The organism is Lichenihabitans psoromatis (genome assembly GCF_004323635.1).
Classification (GTDB): Bacteria; Pseudomonadota; Alphaproteobacteria; order Rhizobiales; family Beijerinckiaceae; genus Lichenihabitans; species Lichenihabitans psoromatis.
Genome location: NZ_CP036515.1, coordinates 2463297 through 2479084, shown reverse-complemented (window position 1 = coordinate 2479084; position 15788 = coordinate 2463297). Strand labels below are relative to the sequence as shown.

Here is a 15788-nt window from a genome sequence, read left to right as displayed (position 1 = left end):
GCCGTAGGAGCCGCGCAGGCCGGCAAAATGCTGTCAGCCATCCTGGTCTGGCTAGCTCTGTTCATCGGCTGGGTCGTCGTCGCGACGCTTCCGGCTCTGGCGGCAGACGCTTATCCGGCCCTGACCGGGCGGGTTGTGGATAATGCCAACGTCATTCCGCCGGCCTCGCGGGACGCGCTCGACGCGAAATTGAAAGCGCTGGAGGATAAGTCAGGCATCCAAGTGGTGGTCGCGACTGTCCCCTCGCTTGGCGGCAACGAGATCGAGCCCTATGCCAACGGCCTGTTCAGGGCCTGGAAGCTCGGCGAGCAGAAGAAGAACAACGGCGTTCTGCTTCTGGTGGCCCCGACGGAGCATAAAGTCCGGATCGAGGTCGGCTATGGGCTCGAAGGCACGCTGACCGACGCTCTGTCGAAGATCATCATCACCAACGCGATGGTGCCGCGGTTCAAAACCAATGATTACGCGGGCGGGATCGATCGCGGCACCGACGATATCATCACGGTGCTGACAACCGACTCGGCCGAGTGGCAAAAACGCCCCGAATTGCGGGCGCAGGAACAAGGCTCGACCCTCGATGAGTTGATGCCGTTTTTGGTGATGGGCGTGTTCGTCATCGTCATCGTCTATCTCAACCGGCAAACAGGCCTGCGGGCTGGGGGGCGGGGCGGCCGAGGCGGGATCGTGTTCCTGCCGACCGGCGGCTCCGGCTGGGGCGGTGGCTTTGGGGGCGGCGGCTTCGGAGGCGGCGATGGTGGCGGCTTTTCCGGTGGAGGCGGCTCGTCGGGCGGCGGTGGCGCATCGGGGGGATGGTGATCATGGATACGGCTGACCACCAAATGATCGCCGATGCGGTTCGCGCGGCGGAAGCCGGAACCAGTGCCGAACTGGTCTGCGTGATGGCGCGAACGTCATCCAACTACGAATTTTTTCCGCTCGTGTGGGCGGCTCTTCTGGCGCTGGCAGCGCCCTGGTTCATGATCGAGTTCACGCTGTGGTCGATCGAGCGGGTCTTCGTGGTGCAGCTCGTTCTATTCGCGGTTCTCCTGCTCGCCTTATCGGTTCCGGCGATCCGCATGATGCTCGTGCCGCGCGCGTTGATGCGGAAACGCGCCCATCGGGCCGCGGCAGAGCAGTTCCTGCTGCGCGGGCTGACGCGCAAACGCGACCGGACAGGCGTCCTGATCTTCGTATCCGAGGCGGAACGCTACGCGCGCATCATCGCCGATGACGGGGTGGCCAAGCGCATCGACCCAAAGGAATGGCGGGCGCCGGTCGAGGTCCTAGTGCGGCATGCCCGCGCCGATCGGATCGCGGATGGCTATGTCGAAGCCGTCGCGCTCTGCGGGCGTCTTTTGGCCGAACAGTTCCCGCCCTCGTCGGATCCCGCCAACGAACTCAGCGACAGCTTCTACGTGATTTGATATTGCGTTCCGGACGTCAGCGCTTTCTAATAAGCTGACTAAAATAAAAACGCCCGGGAGGCGACACGTTGAGCGCAATTTCTGCAGCAAGCCGGGAGTCTGTCCCGGTTTTGCAATTATCCGGCATCGGCAAGGAGTTTGGCGCGATTCGCGCTCTGCATGATGTCGATCTGACGATCAAGCCGGGCGACGTGGTTGGCCTGATGGGCGATAATGGCGCGGGCAAATCGACGCTCGTCAAGATCATCGCCGGTAACTTTCACCCTACGCATGGCACCATCCGCTTTGATGGCGTCGAACATCGGTTCGACCGACCGCTCGATGCGCGCTCGGCCGGCATCGAAGTCGTCTACCAAGATCTCGCGCTGTCCAATAACGTCAGCGCCGCCGCCAATGTGTTCCTCGGCCGCGAACTCGTCCGCAAGGTCGGCCCCTTCTCGTTCCTCGACCACAAGGCCATGAACACCCGCGCGCTCGAGCTCTTCAACGAGTTGAAGTCGGAAACGCGGCCCCGCGATTTGGTCAAGCAGATGTCGGGCGGCCAGCGTCAGGCGGTCGCGATCGCCCGAACGCGCCTCGCCAATGCCAAACTCATCCTAATGGACGAGCCGACGGCCGCCATTTCGGTCCGCCAAGTGGCCGAAGTGCTCGATCTAATCCGTCGGCTCCGCGATCAGGGCGTTGCCGTCATTCTCATTTCGCATCGTATGCCGGACGTGTTTTCGGTCTGTGATCGCGTCGTAGTTCTCCGCCGAGGCGAGAAGCGAGCCGACAAGCTCGTGAAAGATTCCAGCCCTGAAGAAGTGACGGCCCTCATCACCGGCGCCAAGGAGTTTGCCTGATGTCGCAGGATGTGGCGCAACCCGTCTCCTTCGGCAACGTCGGGACAACGCGTTGGTACAAGCGCGGCGCGTTCGGATCACAAACTGGCTATGTGGCGGTCGCTTTCGTCCTGATCACGCTGCTGGTCGCGATCTTCGCGCATAATTTCCTCTCTTACGGCAACCTGCTGAATACCTCGAAGAACTTCAGCTATATCGCGATTGTGGCGCTGGGCTCGACGCTCGTGATCATCACGGGTGGAATCGACCTGTCTGTCGGCTCGGTCATGGCGCTCGTGGCGGTCGCGACCGCCATGTTGATGAAGGCGCTGACCGGCACCTCGATCGCTGCCATTCCTTATGCGGTCATGATCGCGGCCGTGCTTGGCGGCATGGCGATCTCGGTCATCGTCGGCCTCATCAACGGCTTTCTGATCGCCAAGGTGCGTCTGTCGCCATTCGTGACGACACTCGGGATGTTATCGATCTGTCGTGGCATCACCTACGTGATCACGCAGGGCCGCGGTCAAGCACCCGACGGGCCGAATGTCGACGCCTTCTACTCCCTGACGGACGGCAAGATCTTCGGCTTCCCGGTCCCCCTCGCCTATCTGCTCGTTCTTGCCATCATTATGGGGGTGGCGCTGCGCCACACGCGCTGGGGCCGCTACGTCTTTGTGCTCGGCGGTAACGAACGAGCGGCCGCCCTCACCGGCGTCGCAGTCGCTCGCGTCAAGATCTCGGTCTATGTCATCTGCGCCATGAGTGCCGGCTTTGCCGGCATCCTGATCGCGGGATGGCTCGGCTCGGCCCCTGCCAATCTCGCGACCGGCTATGAGCTCAAGATCATTGCGGCCTCGGTCATCGGCGGTGCCGATCTCGCGGGCGGCGTCGGTGGTCCGTTCGGCGCCATCATCGGTTCGGCGCTGATCGAAGTGATCCGCAACGGGCTCGCGCTGTTCGGAGCCGACACCTACTGGGAGCAGGTCTTCGTCGGCACCATCATCATTCTGGCCGTGTTGGTCGATCGTATCCGGACGCGCGAGCCCGAATAGGCGCGTCCCCCTCTCTGGCCCGGACATGGTCCATCCGACGCCGACCGACAAAAGGACCCTTATGCTGGAGGATAAACGCTTGAAGAGCATGCTGTTGGCCGCCGTTGCGGTCGTCTCGTTGATGTCGGTCGCTCACGCCGCCGATGCCTATAAGTTCGCCCTCATCCCCAAGGGGATGGACAACCCCTATTTCGACCTGTCGCGCGATGGCTGCCAGGCCGAAGCCAAAAAGCTCGGAAACGTCACGTGCATCTACAAGGGACCGGCCACCCACGAACCCGCGACGGAAGTGCAGATCACCCAGGATTTCATCACCCAGGGCATCGATGGGATCGCCATCTCGGTCGCGGATGCCGACTCGGTCATGAAGGTCATCAAGCAAGCGCGCGATGCCAACATTCCGGTCATCACCTTCGATGCCGATGCGGATAAATCCGCTCGCCAAGCTTATGTCGGGACCGACAACACGGAAATGGGCCGCGAACTCGGCCGCCAGTTGATCAAGGCCCATCCGAAAGCCGGCACCTTCGCGACCCAGTCGGGCGGACCCGCGGCCGCCAACCTCAACGATCGCCTCAAGGGCCTCTACGAGGTCCTGAAAGGTGCGGGCTGGACCGAAGTTAAGGGATCGCCGGCTTTCTGTAACGACGATTCGGCGCTCGCAGCCCAGCAGCTGTCTGATTTTGCGACCGCCAATCCGGATATCGACGCCATCATCCCGATCGGCGGCTGGGCCTTGTTCGCGCCGAAGGCTTATAAATCCTTCGTCGATTCAAACATGGACAAGATGAAGGCCGGCAAGCTGCCGCTCGTCATGCCGGACACGCTGCCGGTCGAGCTGCAACTCCTGAAGGACGGCTATGTCAGTGTCCTCGTGGGTCAGCGCCCCTATGAGATGGGCGAAAAGGCGATGGACATGTTGGTCGCCCTGAAGAAAGGCGAAAAGGTCCCGGTCATGAACGCCGTTGGCCTCGACGTCGTCACCAAGGACAACGTCGACAAGTTCCTCTCCGCAGCGAAGTAAGCGGGTCTTCGACAAAACGGGCCGGCGATCCTATCGATCGTCGGCCCATTCTTTTGGTCTTCAGACACTCAGCGTTACCGCCCGTCGCGCAGGGCTTGCAGCAGCTTCTGACTGGCCCGGCCGTTCGCTGGCAGCCCAACCCGGCCCTCGTAATCCGCGATGGCTTCGAGCGTCTTGACGCCCATGACGCCGTCTGTGTTGCCGATCGCATAGCCCTTGGCTTGCAGCCGCGTCTGCACCTCGCGGCGGTCGATCCGCGACAAGCCCGGATCATCCACCGGCCACGGCGTCACGAAGGAGCCTGCCCCCTCGATCCGATCCGAGAGTGAGGCGATCGCGAGCGCGTAGACCTCGGCGGCGTTATAGGCGTAGATCGCATCGAAGTTGCGCGTAACCAAAAAGGCCGGGCCTTGCGGACCTGCGGGAAGCAACAGCCCCACATCGGCTCCCGTCAGCGGCCCGCCATCGGCCTTCATGATGCCCTTAGCGGACCAAAAGGCGGGCGGATGCCGGTTTTTGCGACCCGATGGGCCGGAATAGCCGGGCGGCAGTTTGACCTCGTAGCCCCAGACAACACCAGGGACCCACCCCGACTTCCGCAAATAATTCGCGGTGGTGCCGAGCGCATCTGGTACCGAATCGACGATATTCGGATGCCCGTTGCCATCGATGTCGACGGCGTTCCGAAGGAAGGTCGAGGGCATGAATTGGGTATGTCCGAACGCGCCGGCCCAAGAGCCGTTAAAGCGATCCGGCGCAGCATCGCCCGCCTGCAGGATCTTCAGGGCCGCGACGAACTCGGACTTGAAGTAATCCGGTCGCCGACCGTAGCAGCTCAGCGTCGCAAGAGACTGAACGATCGGCCGAAGCCCGAATGTCTTTCCGTAATCGGATTCGACGCCCCAGACCGCCACGAGGATCGAAGCATCCACCCCAAAGCGGGACTGAATGGATTTAAGGGCGGTGCCCCATTCGCGATATTTGGCTTTGCCGTCGCTCACGCGCTCGTCGTCGACCAGTCCGGCCATATAGTCCCACACCGCGGTATGGAACTCAGGCTGCTCAGTCTGAAAGTGGAGAACGTCGTTCGGCGTCAGGCTCGGGGCGATCGCGTCGAATGTCTCGCCCGCGACCCCAGCTGCTAAAGAGGCTTGCCGAAGGCCCGCGACGCAGGACGGAAAATTATCCGTCGCGGGAACTTGGGCGGCCACTCCGCTCACGCAGAAGAGTGAAGCCGCTAGTCCGATACTGAGCCTTGATCGACAGACGTTTCGGATGTCGGGATATTGCATCCCCAAAGTGTCGGGCAATCGAGCGTCTTTTGCAACGCTCGCTCCGCTCATGGCGTCATTTCGAATCCGTCACCTCGTCGGCGGAATCATCCTGCAGCAGGATATCATCAAGGGAATCCGCGATAACGTCGAGTTGGTCACGCGATGCAAGCATCTCGAGCTTATTTCCGCTTTCGTCCTCGACGTGGAGCACGAATTCTTTTCCGGCCGAATCCACTTCGAAACGAGCGAGTTTTTTCTGGGCTGCCATGATGATCCCCTGTTGGCCGACTGAGGCTCAACGCCAGACAGGGAACAAGGTTCGGCAACGCCGGTCGCAGGGGACGCGGGCTCGCGTTAAGCCCAGGGCCGCGTCGTGGCAGCCGCTGTTTCGTAGTGATCGATCGACGGCTTCTTGGCCATGGTCAGACCCACGTCGTCCAGCCCTTCGATCATGCAATGTTTGCGGAACGGATCGAGATCGAACGACACGGTGCCACCATCCGGCCCCTTGATGGTCTGCTCCTCGAGATTGATCGTCAGGGTCGCGTTGGAGCCGCGTGCGGCGTCGTCCATCAGAAGCGCGAGCTGATCGGGCGTGACGCGGATCGGCAGGATCCCGTTCTTGAAGCAGTTGTTGTAGAAAATGTCGGCGAAGCTGGTTGAGATGACGCAGCGAATGCCGAAGTCGAGCAACGCCCAGGGCGCATGTTCACGCGATGAACCGCAGCCGAAATTATCGCCCGCCACCAGGATCTTGGCATGACGATAGGCCGGCTGGTTCAGCACGAAGTCGGGATTTTCCGAGCCGTCTTCGTTGAGGCGCAATTCGGCAAACAGCCCTTCACCGAGGCCGGTGCGCTTGATCGTCTTGAGATACTGCTTCGGAATGATCTTATCGGTGTCGATATTGGCCATATCAAGCGGCGCGGCGACGCCGGTCAGCACTGTGAATTTGTCCATACGAGGCCTCCGCGGCTGATCGATGTGTTTTGCAACCGTCGTCATTGCGCGTCACCGCCGGTCGGTCAAGCGGCTTCCGGTCAAAGCGCTTGACAGTTGAGGGACACGCGGCAGGGTGCGGCATGACCGACCTGATCACCGACAGGGCCGAGCCCGGCGACGGCGCGATGACCGCGTCCGACCGCAGAGGCTTCATCGTGGCACAGACGCGGCTGCGGCCGGTTCCGCATGCGCCGGAAATCCAGCTTCATGTGGCCGATGAGGCGACCGAGCTTTGGCAAAAAACCGAAGACGAGCTTGGCGCGATCGGCCTGCCGCCGCCCTTCTGGGCTTTCGCATGGGCAGGCGGACAGGCGCTCGCACGCTATCTGCTCGACAATCCGGATCTCGTGCGCCGCAAGACCGTGCTGGATTTCGCCTCCGGCTCCGGCTTGGTCGCGATCGCCGCCGCTCTCGGCGGCGCGACCTCGGTCACGGCTGCCGAGATCGATGCGTTCGCGTCGAGCGCCATCGCGCTCAACGCCTCCGTCAATGCCGTCGACATCACGGTCCTGCTCGAGGATGTCGTCGGACGCGACGATGGATGGGACGTGGTCACCGCCGGCGACGTGAGCTACGAGCGCGATATGGCGGCCCGCGTGACGGCGTGGCTGCATGGCCTCTCGCGTCGGGGCGCTGTGGTGCTGATCGGCGATCCCGGTCGATCCTATCTGGCCCGCGATCTCCTCGAGTCACTCGCCACCTATGAGGTTCCGGTGACGCGGTCGCTGGAAGATGCCGACATCAAACAATCCAGCGTCTGGCGTTTCAAAACCGATCGGCATCCTGCGCCGGCTGAGTCAGCCTGAGGTTTACGCCAATGCCTCGAATTCGCCGAAGTCGACCCGCATCCCATGCTTTGAGATCGGACCCCTTCGGCCGAGGAGAGCAGCCCTGACACCGCGAACCAGACGGGCCTTCGGCATTCTCATTGGCGTCAGCGCGATCGCGGTCGCCTCCGCCGCGTCGGCTCACCCTCACGTCTTTGTGGTCGCGAAAGAAGAGGTGATCTTCGGGACGGACGGCAAGGTGACCGGCATCCGCGCCGCATGGACGTTTGATGACATGTATTCGTCGTTTGCGATCCAGGGATTGGGCGATCCGAACAAGATCCTGACCACGGACGAGCTGGCGCCTCTGGCCAAGACCAATGTCGAGTCGCTTGCCGAATTCGGTTATTTCACGGTCGCCAAGGTGGCCGGCAAGGCCGTCCTGTTTGGCGACCCGACCGACTATCTGCTCGAAGAGACGCCGGACAAGCTCGTGACGCTGCATTTCACGCTGCCGCTGAAGGAACCCGCGGCGGCCAATCGGGCCTTCTCGCTGCAGGTCTACGATCCGACCTACTTTGTCTCCTTCGACTTTGCCGATAAGGACCCTGTGGCCTTGAAAAATGCCCCGAGCGGTTGCTCGTCGAGCGTCACGAAGCCGCGCTCCCTGGATAGCGGCGACAACCAGAAGCTGTCGGAAGCCTTCTTCTCCAATATGTCGCCGGGAGTGGATTTCGGCATCAAACTGGCGAGCCGCATCATCGTGGCCTGCCCATGAGCCGGAATGGATCGACAGCCATCCGCGTCGCCGCTGCGGCGGTGCTGCTCGTTACTGTCCTTGCGCCGCACCTCGCGTTCGCACAGGCCCATAATCCATTCGGGGTCGGCATTTCGGAAGGCGGCGGGAGCGCCAGCGGCATCACTGGTTGGATCCTGCAGAAACAGGTGGTGTTCGAGCGGCAATTGTCGGCCGCGGTTCGCGCCACGAAGCAGGACGGCTCGGCGTTCTGGCTGTTGAGCGGGTTGAGCTTCGTCTATGGCGTGTTCCACGCGGCGGGCCCAGGGCACGGCAAGGCGGTCATGACCTCCTACCTTTTTGCCAACGAACGCGCGCTGAAACGCGGATTAGTGCTGACGTTGCTGGCCGCCCTCCTGCAAGGTTTGGTCGCGATCCTGCTGGTCGGCATTCTGGCTGTGGTGCTGCACGCGACCGCGCAGCGCATGAAAGATGCGGCGACGCTGATCGAAAGCCTGAGCTATGCCAGCGTCGCGGTCCTCGGGGCCTGGCTGGTCTGGCAGAAAGGTCGCGGCTTCATTCGGGCGCTGCGCGATCCGCCGCAGGATGTCGTGAGCGGATCCAGCAATTCCGGCAGCGCTCCGGTTCGGGCGCGACAGATCGCGGCGGCAGACCCTTGCGGCTGCCCTCCCCTGATGGCTTATACGGCGACCTGCAGCGGTGCCGCCGCAATCGGCATGACCAAGCCCCTGCCGATCTTCACGGCCCACCGTCATGACCCGAATTGCGGCCATTACCATGCGCCCGATGCCGCGACGCTTGGCGACGGCTTCTCATGGCGTCAAGCGATGCTGACCGTCGTGGCGGCAGGGGCGCGCCCCTGCTCGGGCGCCATCCTGGTGCTGGTCTTCTCTCTCGCTCAAGGCATCTTCGCGGCCGGTGTCGCGGCAACGCTGGCGATGTCGCTCGGAACAGCCATCACGACGGGCGCCATCGCGGGGATCGCAGTCCTGGCCAAAGATGTGGCGGTGCGGTTTGCCGCGCCTGAGACGCGGCGCGGCACTCTGGTGATCCGCGGGCTCGAAACCGCCGCCGCAGCGTTGGTTCTCATCGCCGGCCTCTCGCTGTTCCTCGGCTATACAACCATGGGCGGCGCTTGACGCCACGCCGCTCCGGTGCGAGAGGCCACGCGACCGTCTTGTTGAGGAACTGATCCATGCCGAACGCGCGCTTCGATGTCCTGTGCCTGGGCAATGCCATCGTGGACATCATCGCACCGGTCGAAGACGCTTTTCTGATCAAGCAGCAGGTCGCCAAGGGCGCCATGATCCTGATCGACGAGCCACGTGCCGAGAATCTCTACGGCGCGATGGGTCCGGCGACGGTGATCTCAGGCGGCTCGGCCGCCAACACCGCCGTTGGCCTCGCGAGCTTCGGGGCGCGGGCGGGTTACGTCGGCAAGGTCAGAACCGATGACGTCGGCACGCTGTTCACGAACGACCTTCGGGCGACGGGCGTGACCTTCGATACCGCGCCGGCCCAAGACGGCCCGGCGACGGCGCGCTCGTTCATTCTGGTGACGCCCGATGGGCAGCGCACGATGAACACCTACCTCGGGGCGTGCCAGAACCTGACCGAGGCCGACATCGACGATGCGGCGGTTCAAGCCTCCGGCATCGTCTATCTCGAAGGTTATTTGTGGGACCCGGCGGCCGCCAAGAAGGCCTTTCTGAAGGCGGCCGGCATCGCCCATGCCAACGGCAGCCGAGTGGCGCTCACCTTGTCGGATTCATTCTGCGTCGACCGCTACCGCAGTGAGTTCCTCGATCTGATCCGCACCAAGGTGGTCGATATCGTGTTCGCCAACGAAAGCGAATTGAACGCTCTCTATCAGACCTCCGATTTCCAGGAGGCACTCACGGCGCTGCGGGAAGAGGACGGTTTGCTGGGTGTCATCACCAAGGGTGCCGAGGGGTCGGTGATCGTCACCCAAGACGAGACGCTCGCGGTCGACGCTTTCCCGATCGAGACGTTGGTCGACTCGACCGGCGCCGGCGATCTCTTCGCGGCGGGCTTCCTGGCGGGCCTCGCCAAGGACAAACACCTCCGCACCTGCGCCCGCCTTGGCGCCTTGGCGGCCGCCGAGGTCATCCAGCATATCGGCGCGCGTCCGGCCACGAGCCTTGCAGTGTTGGCTTCCCAGAACGGATTGACGCTCGACCGCTGAACCGATCGCCTCGATTTCTGCATGAGAGTTCGCCTCGTGTCGTCATTCGGGCAGGATCAGACGCACGGCGATGAGCCGTCGCCCGCGACATCGGATTGTCTTCTCCTTGTGTCGACGGGACGAGGCTCGCGTCGATCGACCCTCGGCCGGAAACGCTGAACCATGTCGCTGAAGCAAAAGAACATCCTGGTCGTGATGGTCGACCAATTGGCACCGGCTTTTCTGCCCATCCACGGTCACCCTCTGGTCAAGACACCGCATCTATCGGCCCTGGCGGCGCGGGGTGTCGTGTTCGACAGCGCCTATTGCAACTCGCCGCTTTGCTCGCCGTCACGCACGGCTTTCATGACCGGGTGCCTGCCCTCACGAACCGGCGGTTACGACAATGCGTCCGAGTTTCGCGCCGACCTGCCGACTTTCGCGCACTACCTGCGCCGGCTGAATTACCGCACGATCCTGGCCGGGAAGATGCACTTCTGCGGGCCGGATCAGATGCATGGGTTCGAGGAAAGGCTGACGACCGACATCTACCCGGCGGACTACGGCTGGACACCGGACTGGGACCACCCGGAGGACCGGCCGAGTTGGTACCACAATATGAGTTCGGTGACCGACGCGGGGCTCTGCATCCGCACGAACCAGATCGACTTCGACGAAGAGGTGGTCTTCTCGGCCGAACGGGCGATCTACGACCACGTCCGGAGCAGAGACCAGCGCCCTTTCCTGATGGTGGCCTCCTTGACGCACCCGCATGATCCTTTCGCGATCACGCCGGAGTTCTGGGACCTCTATCCGCATGCGGCGATCGACATGCCGAGGGTCGCGGCGACGGATGTGACGCTGGATCCGCATACGGCCCGCATTCGGCACGTCTGCGCCATGGACGAGGTGACGCTGACGGACGAGCAGATCCGCAACGCCCGGCACGCCTATTACGGCGCCATTTCGTTTTGCGACAAGAACCTCGGTGTGCTGCTCGGATCACTGGAGAAGACCGGCATCGCGGATGATACCATCGTGGTCTTTTTGGGCGATCACGGCGAAATGCTGGGTGAGCGCGGGCTCTGGTACAAGATGAGTTTTTTCGAGGGCGCCTGCCGCGTGCCGCTAATCGTGTCGGCGCCGGGCTCGATCGAGCCGAGACGCGTCGCGGCGCCGGTGTCTCTGATCGACCTCTTGCCGACCCTCGTCGAACTGGCCGGCGGCGATCCCGCCGATGGTCTTGCGGGGCCGATCGATGGCCACAGCCTCGTGCCCTATCTCGACGGGCATGACGGTCCTGCGGGTGTGATCGGCGAGTATTTGGCTGAGGGCGCCATCGCGCCTCTGGTCATGATCCGGCGCGGACGGCACAAGTTCATCCATGCGCCGGGCGACCCGGATCAACTCTACGATATCGAGGCTGACCCGGACGAGCGGATCAATTGTGCGGACGATACCGCACAGGCCGAAACCATGGCGGCGTTCCGCGCGGAAGTTGCGCGCCGATGGAACCTCGAGGCGCTCGATCACGCGGTTCGTGACAGCCAGCATCGGCGGCGGCTCGTCGACGCGGCGCTGATGACCGGCACCACAAAACCGTGGGATTATCAGCCGTTCAAAGACGCGACGAAGCAATATATGCGGAACACCATGGATCTCGACGATCTCGAGGCGATGTCGCGGTTCCCACGCGCCAAGCCCTGATGCGACGTCGCGCCATCATCCCGGCCGAAGCACGCGCCCGACCGAGACGATGGCGAGATTGGACGACGAGCGTCGCGGCCTTACATCTTGCCGGATTTGCACTTCGAGCGGAACGCGTGACGTGCCTTGCCGTGCAAACCTTGCTTATCGGCCTGAAGCGAGCAATCCTTGGACTTGGCCTTCTTGTCCATCATGCCGGCGGCGGGCGCAGCCATGGCGGGTGCGGTCGTTGCGGCGGGCGCGGCAGCCGCCGGCGCGGCGGTCTGCGCGAGGGCCGGACCGGACACGAGGAGGCCGGCGAGGCTGGCGGCGGCCAGCAGGTGTACGATCTTCATGATGATCTCCCTTATGCGATAACGAGCTCCAGCCCCCAACGTCGCGGCATGGCTCGAACCCACGCATAAACCATGACGATCCCGAGTGGAATTGAACCCTCGAGTGCGGTAGTGGGTTTTCGACGTCGTCCCCCACGAAGGAGGCCCCCTATGCGGTTTATCGGCTCACGGATCATTATCGTGGCGATTTGGGCCTGCCTTGTCGTCTCGGCGGCCTTGGCCAAAGATCTCCCACGCGGGCGGACGGATCGTCCCGCGACAACCGGTTGCGAGGCCTTCGGTCCAGGCTTTCGAAAGCTCGGGGACAGCGACTCCTGCGTCAAGTTGGATGGGCAAGTGCGGGTCGAGTCGACCTATACGACAGGACGCGGATCCAACCGCTAAGGCATCGACGGACCAAATGCTAAGCCGTGCGGCTCGCTGCCGCTGCATCCTGCTTACATCGTCGCCGCGAAGCTTTCATCGGCCCGCGCCTGCAATCGCTCGATGCTGCAGGAAGTATTACCGGCCGTTTACTTTCGATCACTTATGAGGGGTGCAGCATCCTCTCTGGATTTTAGAAAACGTCGGCCGTGAAATCGAACGGTCGTCAGCTATCTGGAGGAACAATCGATCACTCCAAGACGTATATCGACCAGCTGTAGTTCGAATCGAACGATGGCCTGGTCTGGGAGGACATTAAGATGGTTGGGAATCTCCGCAATCTTGTTATAGCTGGTTTGGCATCTGTGATGCTTCTTGGTGCGGCTGCATCAGGCGCGAATGCCGAAAACCGTCACGGGACGTTGCCGTCGCGCCAGATGATGAAGAGCCATGCCATGCACGAGCGCATGATGCATCGCCATGACCGCATGTACCGTATGCATCGTGAACGGATGATGCACCGTCACATGAGACATCACCGCGCGATGTAAGCTCTTGAGCGGCGAGGCTCATCGGACGAGTTCCGTGGCCTCAGCTTTGCTCGAATGCGCCATTCGGGTTTCAGGCGGCCCGGATGGCGTTTAATTTTGCCTCTGGCAATTTGAATTGTAAAGATCCCCAAGGCTGTGGCCGGTCGAAGAAGTAGCCTTGGACTTGGTCGCAACCGGCGGCCTGGAGTTGCTCAAGCTGCTCAAAGGTTTCCACACCTTCGGCCGTTGTGGTCATCCCCAGGCTCGATCCAAGAGCCGCGATGGACCTGACGATCTTGACGCAATCCGGCCGGGTGGATAGTTCGCGGACGAAACTTTGGTCGATTTTGATTTTGTCGAACGGGAAACTTCGCAGATAGCTCAATGACGAATATCCCGTGCCGAAATCGTCCATCGCGATCAGGATACCCATAAGGCGAAATTCGTGGAGTATCGACAAAGTCGCCTCGTTGTCATGCAACAGCACGGATTCGGTGATTTCGAGTTCCAGCCTGCGAGCCGAGAGCCCCGAGCTGACAAGCGCTTGGAGGACTGAGTCGACGACACTTCGGTTCTTAAACTGGGCCGGCGATAGATTGACCGCGACAGAAAGATTGTTCGGCCACGTGCTGGCGCGGGCGCAAGCCTCCCGTAGGACCCAAGCCCCGAGCGGAACGATGAGACCGATATCCTCGGCGACGGGAATGAATTCGGCTGGCGACACGAGGCCACGCACGGGATGCCGCCAGCGCAGCAATGCCTCGAAGCCGGTGATCTGCATCCGCTTCAAGCTGACCAACGGCTGGAAATAGACCTCGAATTCGTCGCGGTCCAACGCGTTCCGTAAGTCGGCTTCGAGGGTGTGTCGCGCCTTGAGTTCGTTATCCATGTCGATTTCGAAGAGCCGAAACGTGTTTCGACCCTCGGCTTTGGCGCGATAGAGCGCCAGATCGGCATGTTTCATCAGGTCGCCGATCAAGGTGCCGTGTTCGGGCGCGATCGCAATGCCGATGCTGGCTCCGATCACCACCTCGACGCCGTTGATATCAAACGGCATGCCGAGCGCGTCGATGATGCGCGTTGCGACATCTGCAGTGCGCTCCGCCGCATCGCTGTCGATTTGCAGAACTGCGAATTCATCCCCGCCGACCCGCGCGACCACGTCGCTATCCCGGACATGCTCTTTCAGCCGCAGCGCGACTTTTCTCAACAGCGCGTCGCCCACGGGGTGCCCCATCGTGTCGTTGATGAATTTGAACCCATCGAGGTCAATCGAGAAGATCACGGCCTTACGGCGATCACCGATTTGTTCAAGGGCCGCTTCCAGCCGGGAATGGAAGAATGACCGGTTCACGAGGCTGGTCAAACCGTCGTGATGCGCCATGAACGCGATCTGCGCCTCGGCACGACGCCGGTTCGAAATATCCTCATAGGTCGCGACCCAGCCGCCGTCCGGCATCGGCTGATGCGAGACCGAAATGGCGCGATCCTCGCTGTCGTGAACAAAGCCGACCGACGATCCATCGACCGACAAGCCGCGTTGGCGGGCCGATATATCCTTGAGGGTCCGGTTCGAGGAGCCGACGAGATCCGCGAAGGGCATTCCGGGCAGTGGGGTGATTTCGATCGAGAATAATTCCGCGAACCGTTGGTTGAAGACGACGAGCCGCTCGCCGGCATCAACCATGCAGAGCGCATGCGACATATTATTCAGCGCTGCATCGAAGCGCCTGTTCTGCGTCCCGAGTTCACGGTCGCGGCGGGATAGGATCTCATTGCGGGTCTGAAGTTCGGCGTTGATCAGCGAGATGTCGCGGTTCGCCGCTTCGAGATCGGATGACGTCTGGCGGAGATCGTCGGCCAGCAACCTCAGCCGGACATGTGCGCCGCCCAGCATTTTATTGTGCCAACCGAGCAGAAACAACATGGCCAAGCCGGCCACAAAAAGCCCAGCCGCGATCGACGAGAAGATCAAATGCAGGCGGATCAACTCGCGTTGATCCTCGATGACGCGATCACCCCCGAAACGATTGGCTTGAGCAGCCAGTTCGAGGAGCGGCGTGTCGAGCGGCGCCAAAAGCTCTAAGGCCTGTTGTGCAACGCCGGGCTTGCTCAAATTATCAACGAGCGGCTGCATCTGCTGCACGACGCTCGTCAGTTGAGCGACAAGGGCCTTTCGTTCCGGAAGAGCTGAGACAAATTCCCCAAACTCGCCATTCGCCATCGTGTTGACGCGGCCAGCGACAATGTCGAGCCGCAATTGGACGTCATCTTGATCCAGCGCGCTCCCCGGGACTGCTGTTCGCGCAAGGTTTTCTTCCAACCTCATGTATTCGTTGACGGCTTGACTGGCGATCCACATCGTATTGTAGCGGGCCAGCTGCTTCAACGCGTCTTGCCGCTGAACGACGAGCACGGATGTGTAGACCGCAGCCGCGATCAGGCAGCACATCAGAGCAAACAAAACGATTTTAAAGGAGCGAAGCGACACGAGGCCCTTCTCCATTCCTTCAGGGCGAAACCTGAAAGCATGGTCTCACGCAA

16 protein-coding genes are annotated in these 15788 nt (G+C 62.0%); 10 read left to right on the top strand and 6 right to left on the bottom strand.

What is annotated here, in order from left to right:
* The first annotated feature begins 27 nt into the window (after positions 1-27).
* From EY713_RS11540 to EY713_RS11520, 5 genes are all read left to right on the top strand, one after another.
* Positions 28-816 carry a TPM domain-containing protein gene (locus EY713_RS11540; protein WP_131114968.1) on the top strand — a complete coding sequence of 263 codons (789 nt, stop codon included), beginning with the start codon at positions 28-30 and terminating at the stop codon, positions 814-816.
* A gap of 2 nt (positions 817-818) precedes the next feature.
* Positions 819-1424 (top strand): TPM domain-containing protein, encoded by a 606-nt coding sequence (locus EY713_RS11535; protein WP_131114966.1) that lies wholly within the window; start codon positions 819-821, stop codon positions 1422-1424.
* A 68-nt stretch (positions 1425-1492) separates the two neighbouring features.
* Positions 1493-2266 carry an ATP-binding cassette domain-containing protein gene (locus tag EY713_RS11530; protein WP_131114964.1) on the top strand — a complete coding sequence of 258 codons (774 nt, stop codon included), beginning with the start codon at positions 1493-1495 and terminating at the stop codon, positions 2264-2266.
* Positions 2266-3300 carry an ABC transporter permease gene (locus EY713_RS11525; RefSeq protein WP_131114962.1) on the top strand — a complete coding sequence of 345 codons (1035 nt, stop codon included), beginning with the start codon at positions 2266-2268 and terminating at the stop codon, positions 3298-3300. Before EY713_RS11530 ends, EY713_RS11525 begins: the two co-directional genes overlap by 1 nt.
* Positions 3301-3379: 79 nt before the next feature.
* Positions 3380-4324 (top strand): sugar-binding protein, encoded by a 945-nt coding sequence (locus EY713_RS11520; RefSeq protein ID WP_131119614.1) that lies wholly within the window; start codon positions 3380-3382, stop codon positions 4322-4324.
* 74 nt (positions 4325-4398) lie between these two features.
* On the opposite strand, the gene EY713_RS11515 is transcribed toward EY713_RS11520, so the two are convergent.
* The 3 genes from EY713_RS11515 to leuD all read right to left on the bottom strand — a co-directional run bounded on the left by EY713_RS11515 (position 4399) and on the right by leuD (position 6558).
* On the bottom strand, positions 4399-5634 hold the full coding sequence (locus tag EY713_RS11515; protein ID WP_245572694.1) for a lytic murein transglycosylase: 1236 nt from the start codon (positions 5632-5634) through the stop codon (positions 4399-4401).
* Positions 5635-5671: 37 nt separating this feature from the next.
* On the bottom strand, positions 5672-5866 hold the full coding sequence (locus EY713_RS11510) for a hypothetical protein (protein ID WP_131114961.1): 195 nt from the start codon (positions 5864-5866) through the stop codon (positions 5672-5674).
* A gap of 86 nt (positions 5867-5952) precedes the next feature.
* The gene (gene leuD / locus EY713_RS11505; RefSeq protein WP_131114959.1) at positions 5953-6558 is read right to left on the bottom strand and encodes a 3-isopropylmalate dehydratase small subunit; all 606 of its coding nucleotides are present in this window, start codon (positions 6556-6558) and stop codon (positions 5953-5955) included.
* A 167-nt stretch (positions 6559-6725) separates the two neighbouring features.
* Here leuD and EY713_RS11500 point away from each other — a divergent pair, with 167 nt between their 5' ends.
* The 5 genes from EY713_RS11500 (at position 6726) to betC (ending at position 12016) form a co-directional block, all read left to right on the top strand.
* A complete protein-coding gene (locus tag EY713_RS11500; protein ID WP_131119611.1) occupies positions 6726-7406 on the top strand; it encodes a class I SAM-dependent methyltransferase in 681 nt (226 codons plus the stop codon).
* A complete protein-coding gene (locus EY713_RS11495; RefSeq protein ID WP_131114956.1) occupies positions 7333-8145 on the top strand; it encodes a DUF1007 family protein in 813 nt (270 codons plus the stop codon). Before EY713_RS11500 ends, EY713_RS11495 begins: the two co-directional genes overlap by 74 nt.
* Positions 8142-9263, top strand: coding sequence for a nickel/cobalt transporter (locus EY713_RS11490; RefSeq protein ID WP_131114954.1), 1122 nt, complete (start codon positions 8142-8144; stop codon positions 9261-9263). The genes EY713_RS11495 and EY713_RS11490 overlap by 4 nt, the downstream gene beginning before the upstream one ends.
* A gap of 56 nt (positions 9264-9319) precedes the next feature.
* Positions 9320-10330: an adenosine kinase gene (locus EY713_RS11485; protein WP_131114953.1), complete on the top strand. Its 1011-nt coding sequence runs from the start codon at positions 9320-9322 to the stop codon at positions 10328-10330.
* A gap of 162 nt (positions 10331-10492) precedes the next feature.
* Entirely contained in the window at positions 10493-12016 is a 1524-nt protein-coding gene (gene betC, locus EY713_RS11480; protein WP_131114951.1) for a choline-sulfatase, read from the top strand.
* An 80-nt stretch (positions 12017-12096) separates the two neighbouring features.
* Here the strand turns inward: betC and EY713_RS11475 are convergent, their stop codons facing one another.
* The 3 genes from EY713_RS11475 to EY713_RS11470 form a co-directional block, all read right to left on the bottom strand.
* Positions 12097-12351: a phosphate starvation-inducible protein PsiF gene (locus EY713_RS11475; protein WP_131114949.1), complete on the bottom strand. Its 255-nt coding sequence runs from the start codon at positions 12349-12351 to the stop codon at positions 12097-12099.
* A gap of 752 nt (positions 12352-13103) precedes the next feature.
* Positions 13104-13250, bottom strand: coding sequence for a hypothetical protein (locus tag EY713_RS22735; protein ID WP_165491102.1), 147 nt, complete (start codon positions 13248-13250; stop codon positions 13104-13106).
* An 85-nt stretch (positions 13251-13335) separates the two neighbouring features.
* The gene (locus tag EY713_RS11470) at positions 13336-15735 is read right to left on the bottom strand and encodes a putative bifunctional diguanylate cyclase/phosphodiesterase (protein ID WP_165491101.1); all 2400 of its coding nucleotides are present in this window, start codon (positions 15733-15735) and stop codon (positions 13336-13338) included.
* Positions 15736-15788: the final 53 nt, after the last annotated feature.

Bases quoted from the DNA above. Each gene is read 5' to 3' on its own strand.
- EY713_RS11500 (WP_131119611.1), top strand. From the start codon at position 6,726: ATGACCGCGTCCGACCGCAGAGGCTTCATCGTGGCACAGACGCGGCTG.
- leuD (WP_131114959.1), bottom strand. From the start codon at position 6,558: ATGGACAAATTCACAGTGCTGACCGGCGTCGCCGCGCCGCTTGATATG.
- EY713_RS11540 (WP_131114968.1), top strand. From the start codon at position 28: ATGCTGTCAGCCATCCTGGTCTGGCTAGCTCTGTTCATCGGCTGGGTC.
- EY713_RS11485 (WP_131114953.1), top strand. From the start codon at position 9,320: ATGCCGAACGCGCGCTTCGATGTCCTGTGCCTGGGCAATGCCATCGTG.
- EY713_RS11490 (WP_131114954.1), top strand. From the start codon at position 8,142: ATGAGCCGGAATGGATCGACAGCCATCCGCGTCGCCGCTGCGGCGGTG.
- EY713_RS11525 (WP_131114962.1), top strand. From the start codon at position 2,266: ATGTCGCAGGATGTGGCGCAACCCGTCTCCTTCGGCAACGTCGGGACA.
- betC (WP_131114951.1), top strand. From the start codon at position 10,493: ATGTCGCTGAAGCAAAAGAACATCCTGGTCGTGATGGTCGACCAATTG.
- EY713_RS22735 (WP_165491102.1), bottom strand. From the start codon at position 13,250: ATGTCTCATGTGACGGTGCATCATCCGTTCACGATGCATACGGTACAT.
- EY713_RS11535 (WP_131114966.1), top strand. From the start codon at position 819: ATGGATACGGCTGACCACCAAATGATCGCCGATGCGGTTCGCGCGGCG.
- EY713_RS11495 (WP_131114956.1), top strand. From the start codon at position 7,333: ATGCCGACATCAAACAATCCAGCGTCTGGCGTTTCAAAACCGATCGGC.
- EY713_RS11475 (WP_131114949.1), bottom strand. From the start codon at position 12,351: ATGAAGATCGTACACCTGCTGGCCGCCGCCAGCCTCGCCGGCCTCCTC.
- EY713_RS11510 (WP_131114961.1), bottom strand. From the start codon at position 5,866: ATGGCAGCCCAGAAAAAACTCGCTCGTTTCGAAGTGGATTCGGCCGGA.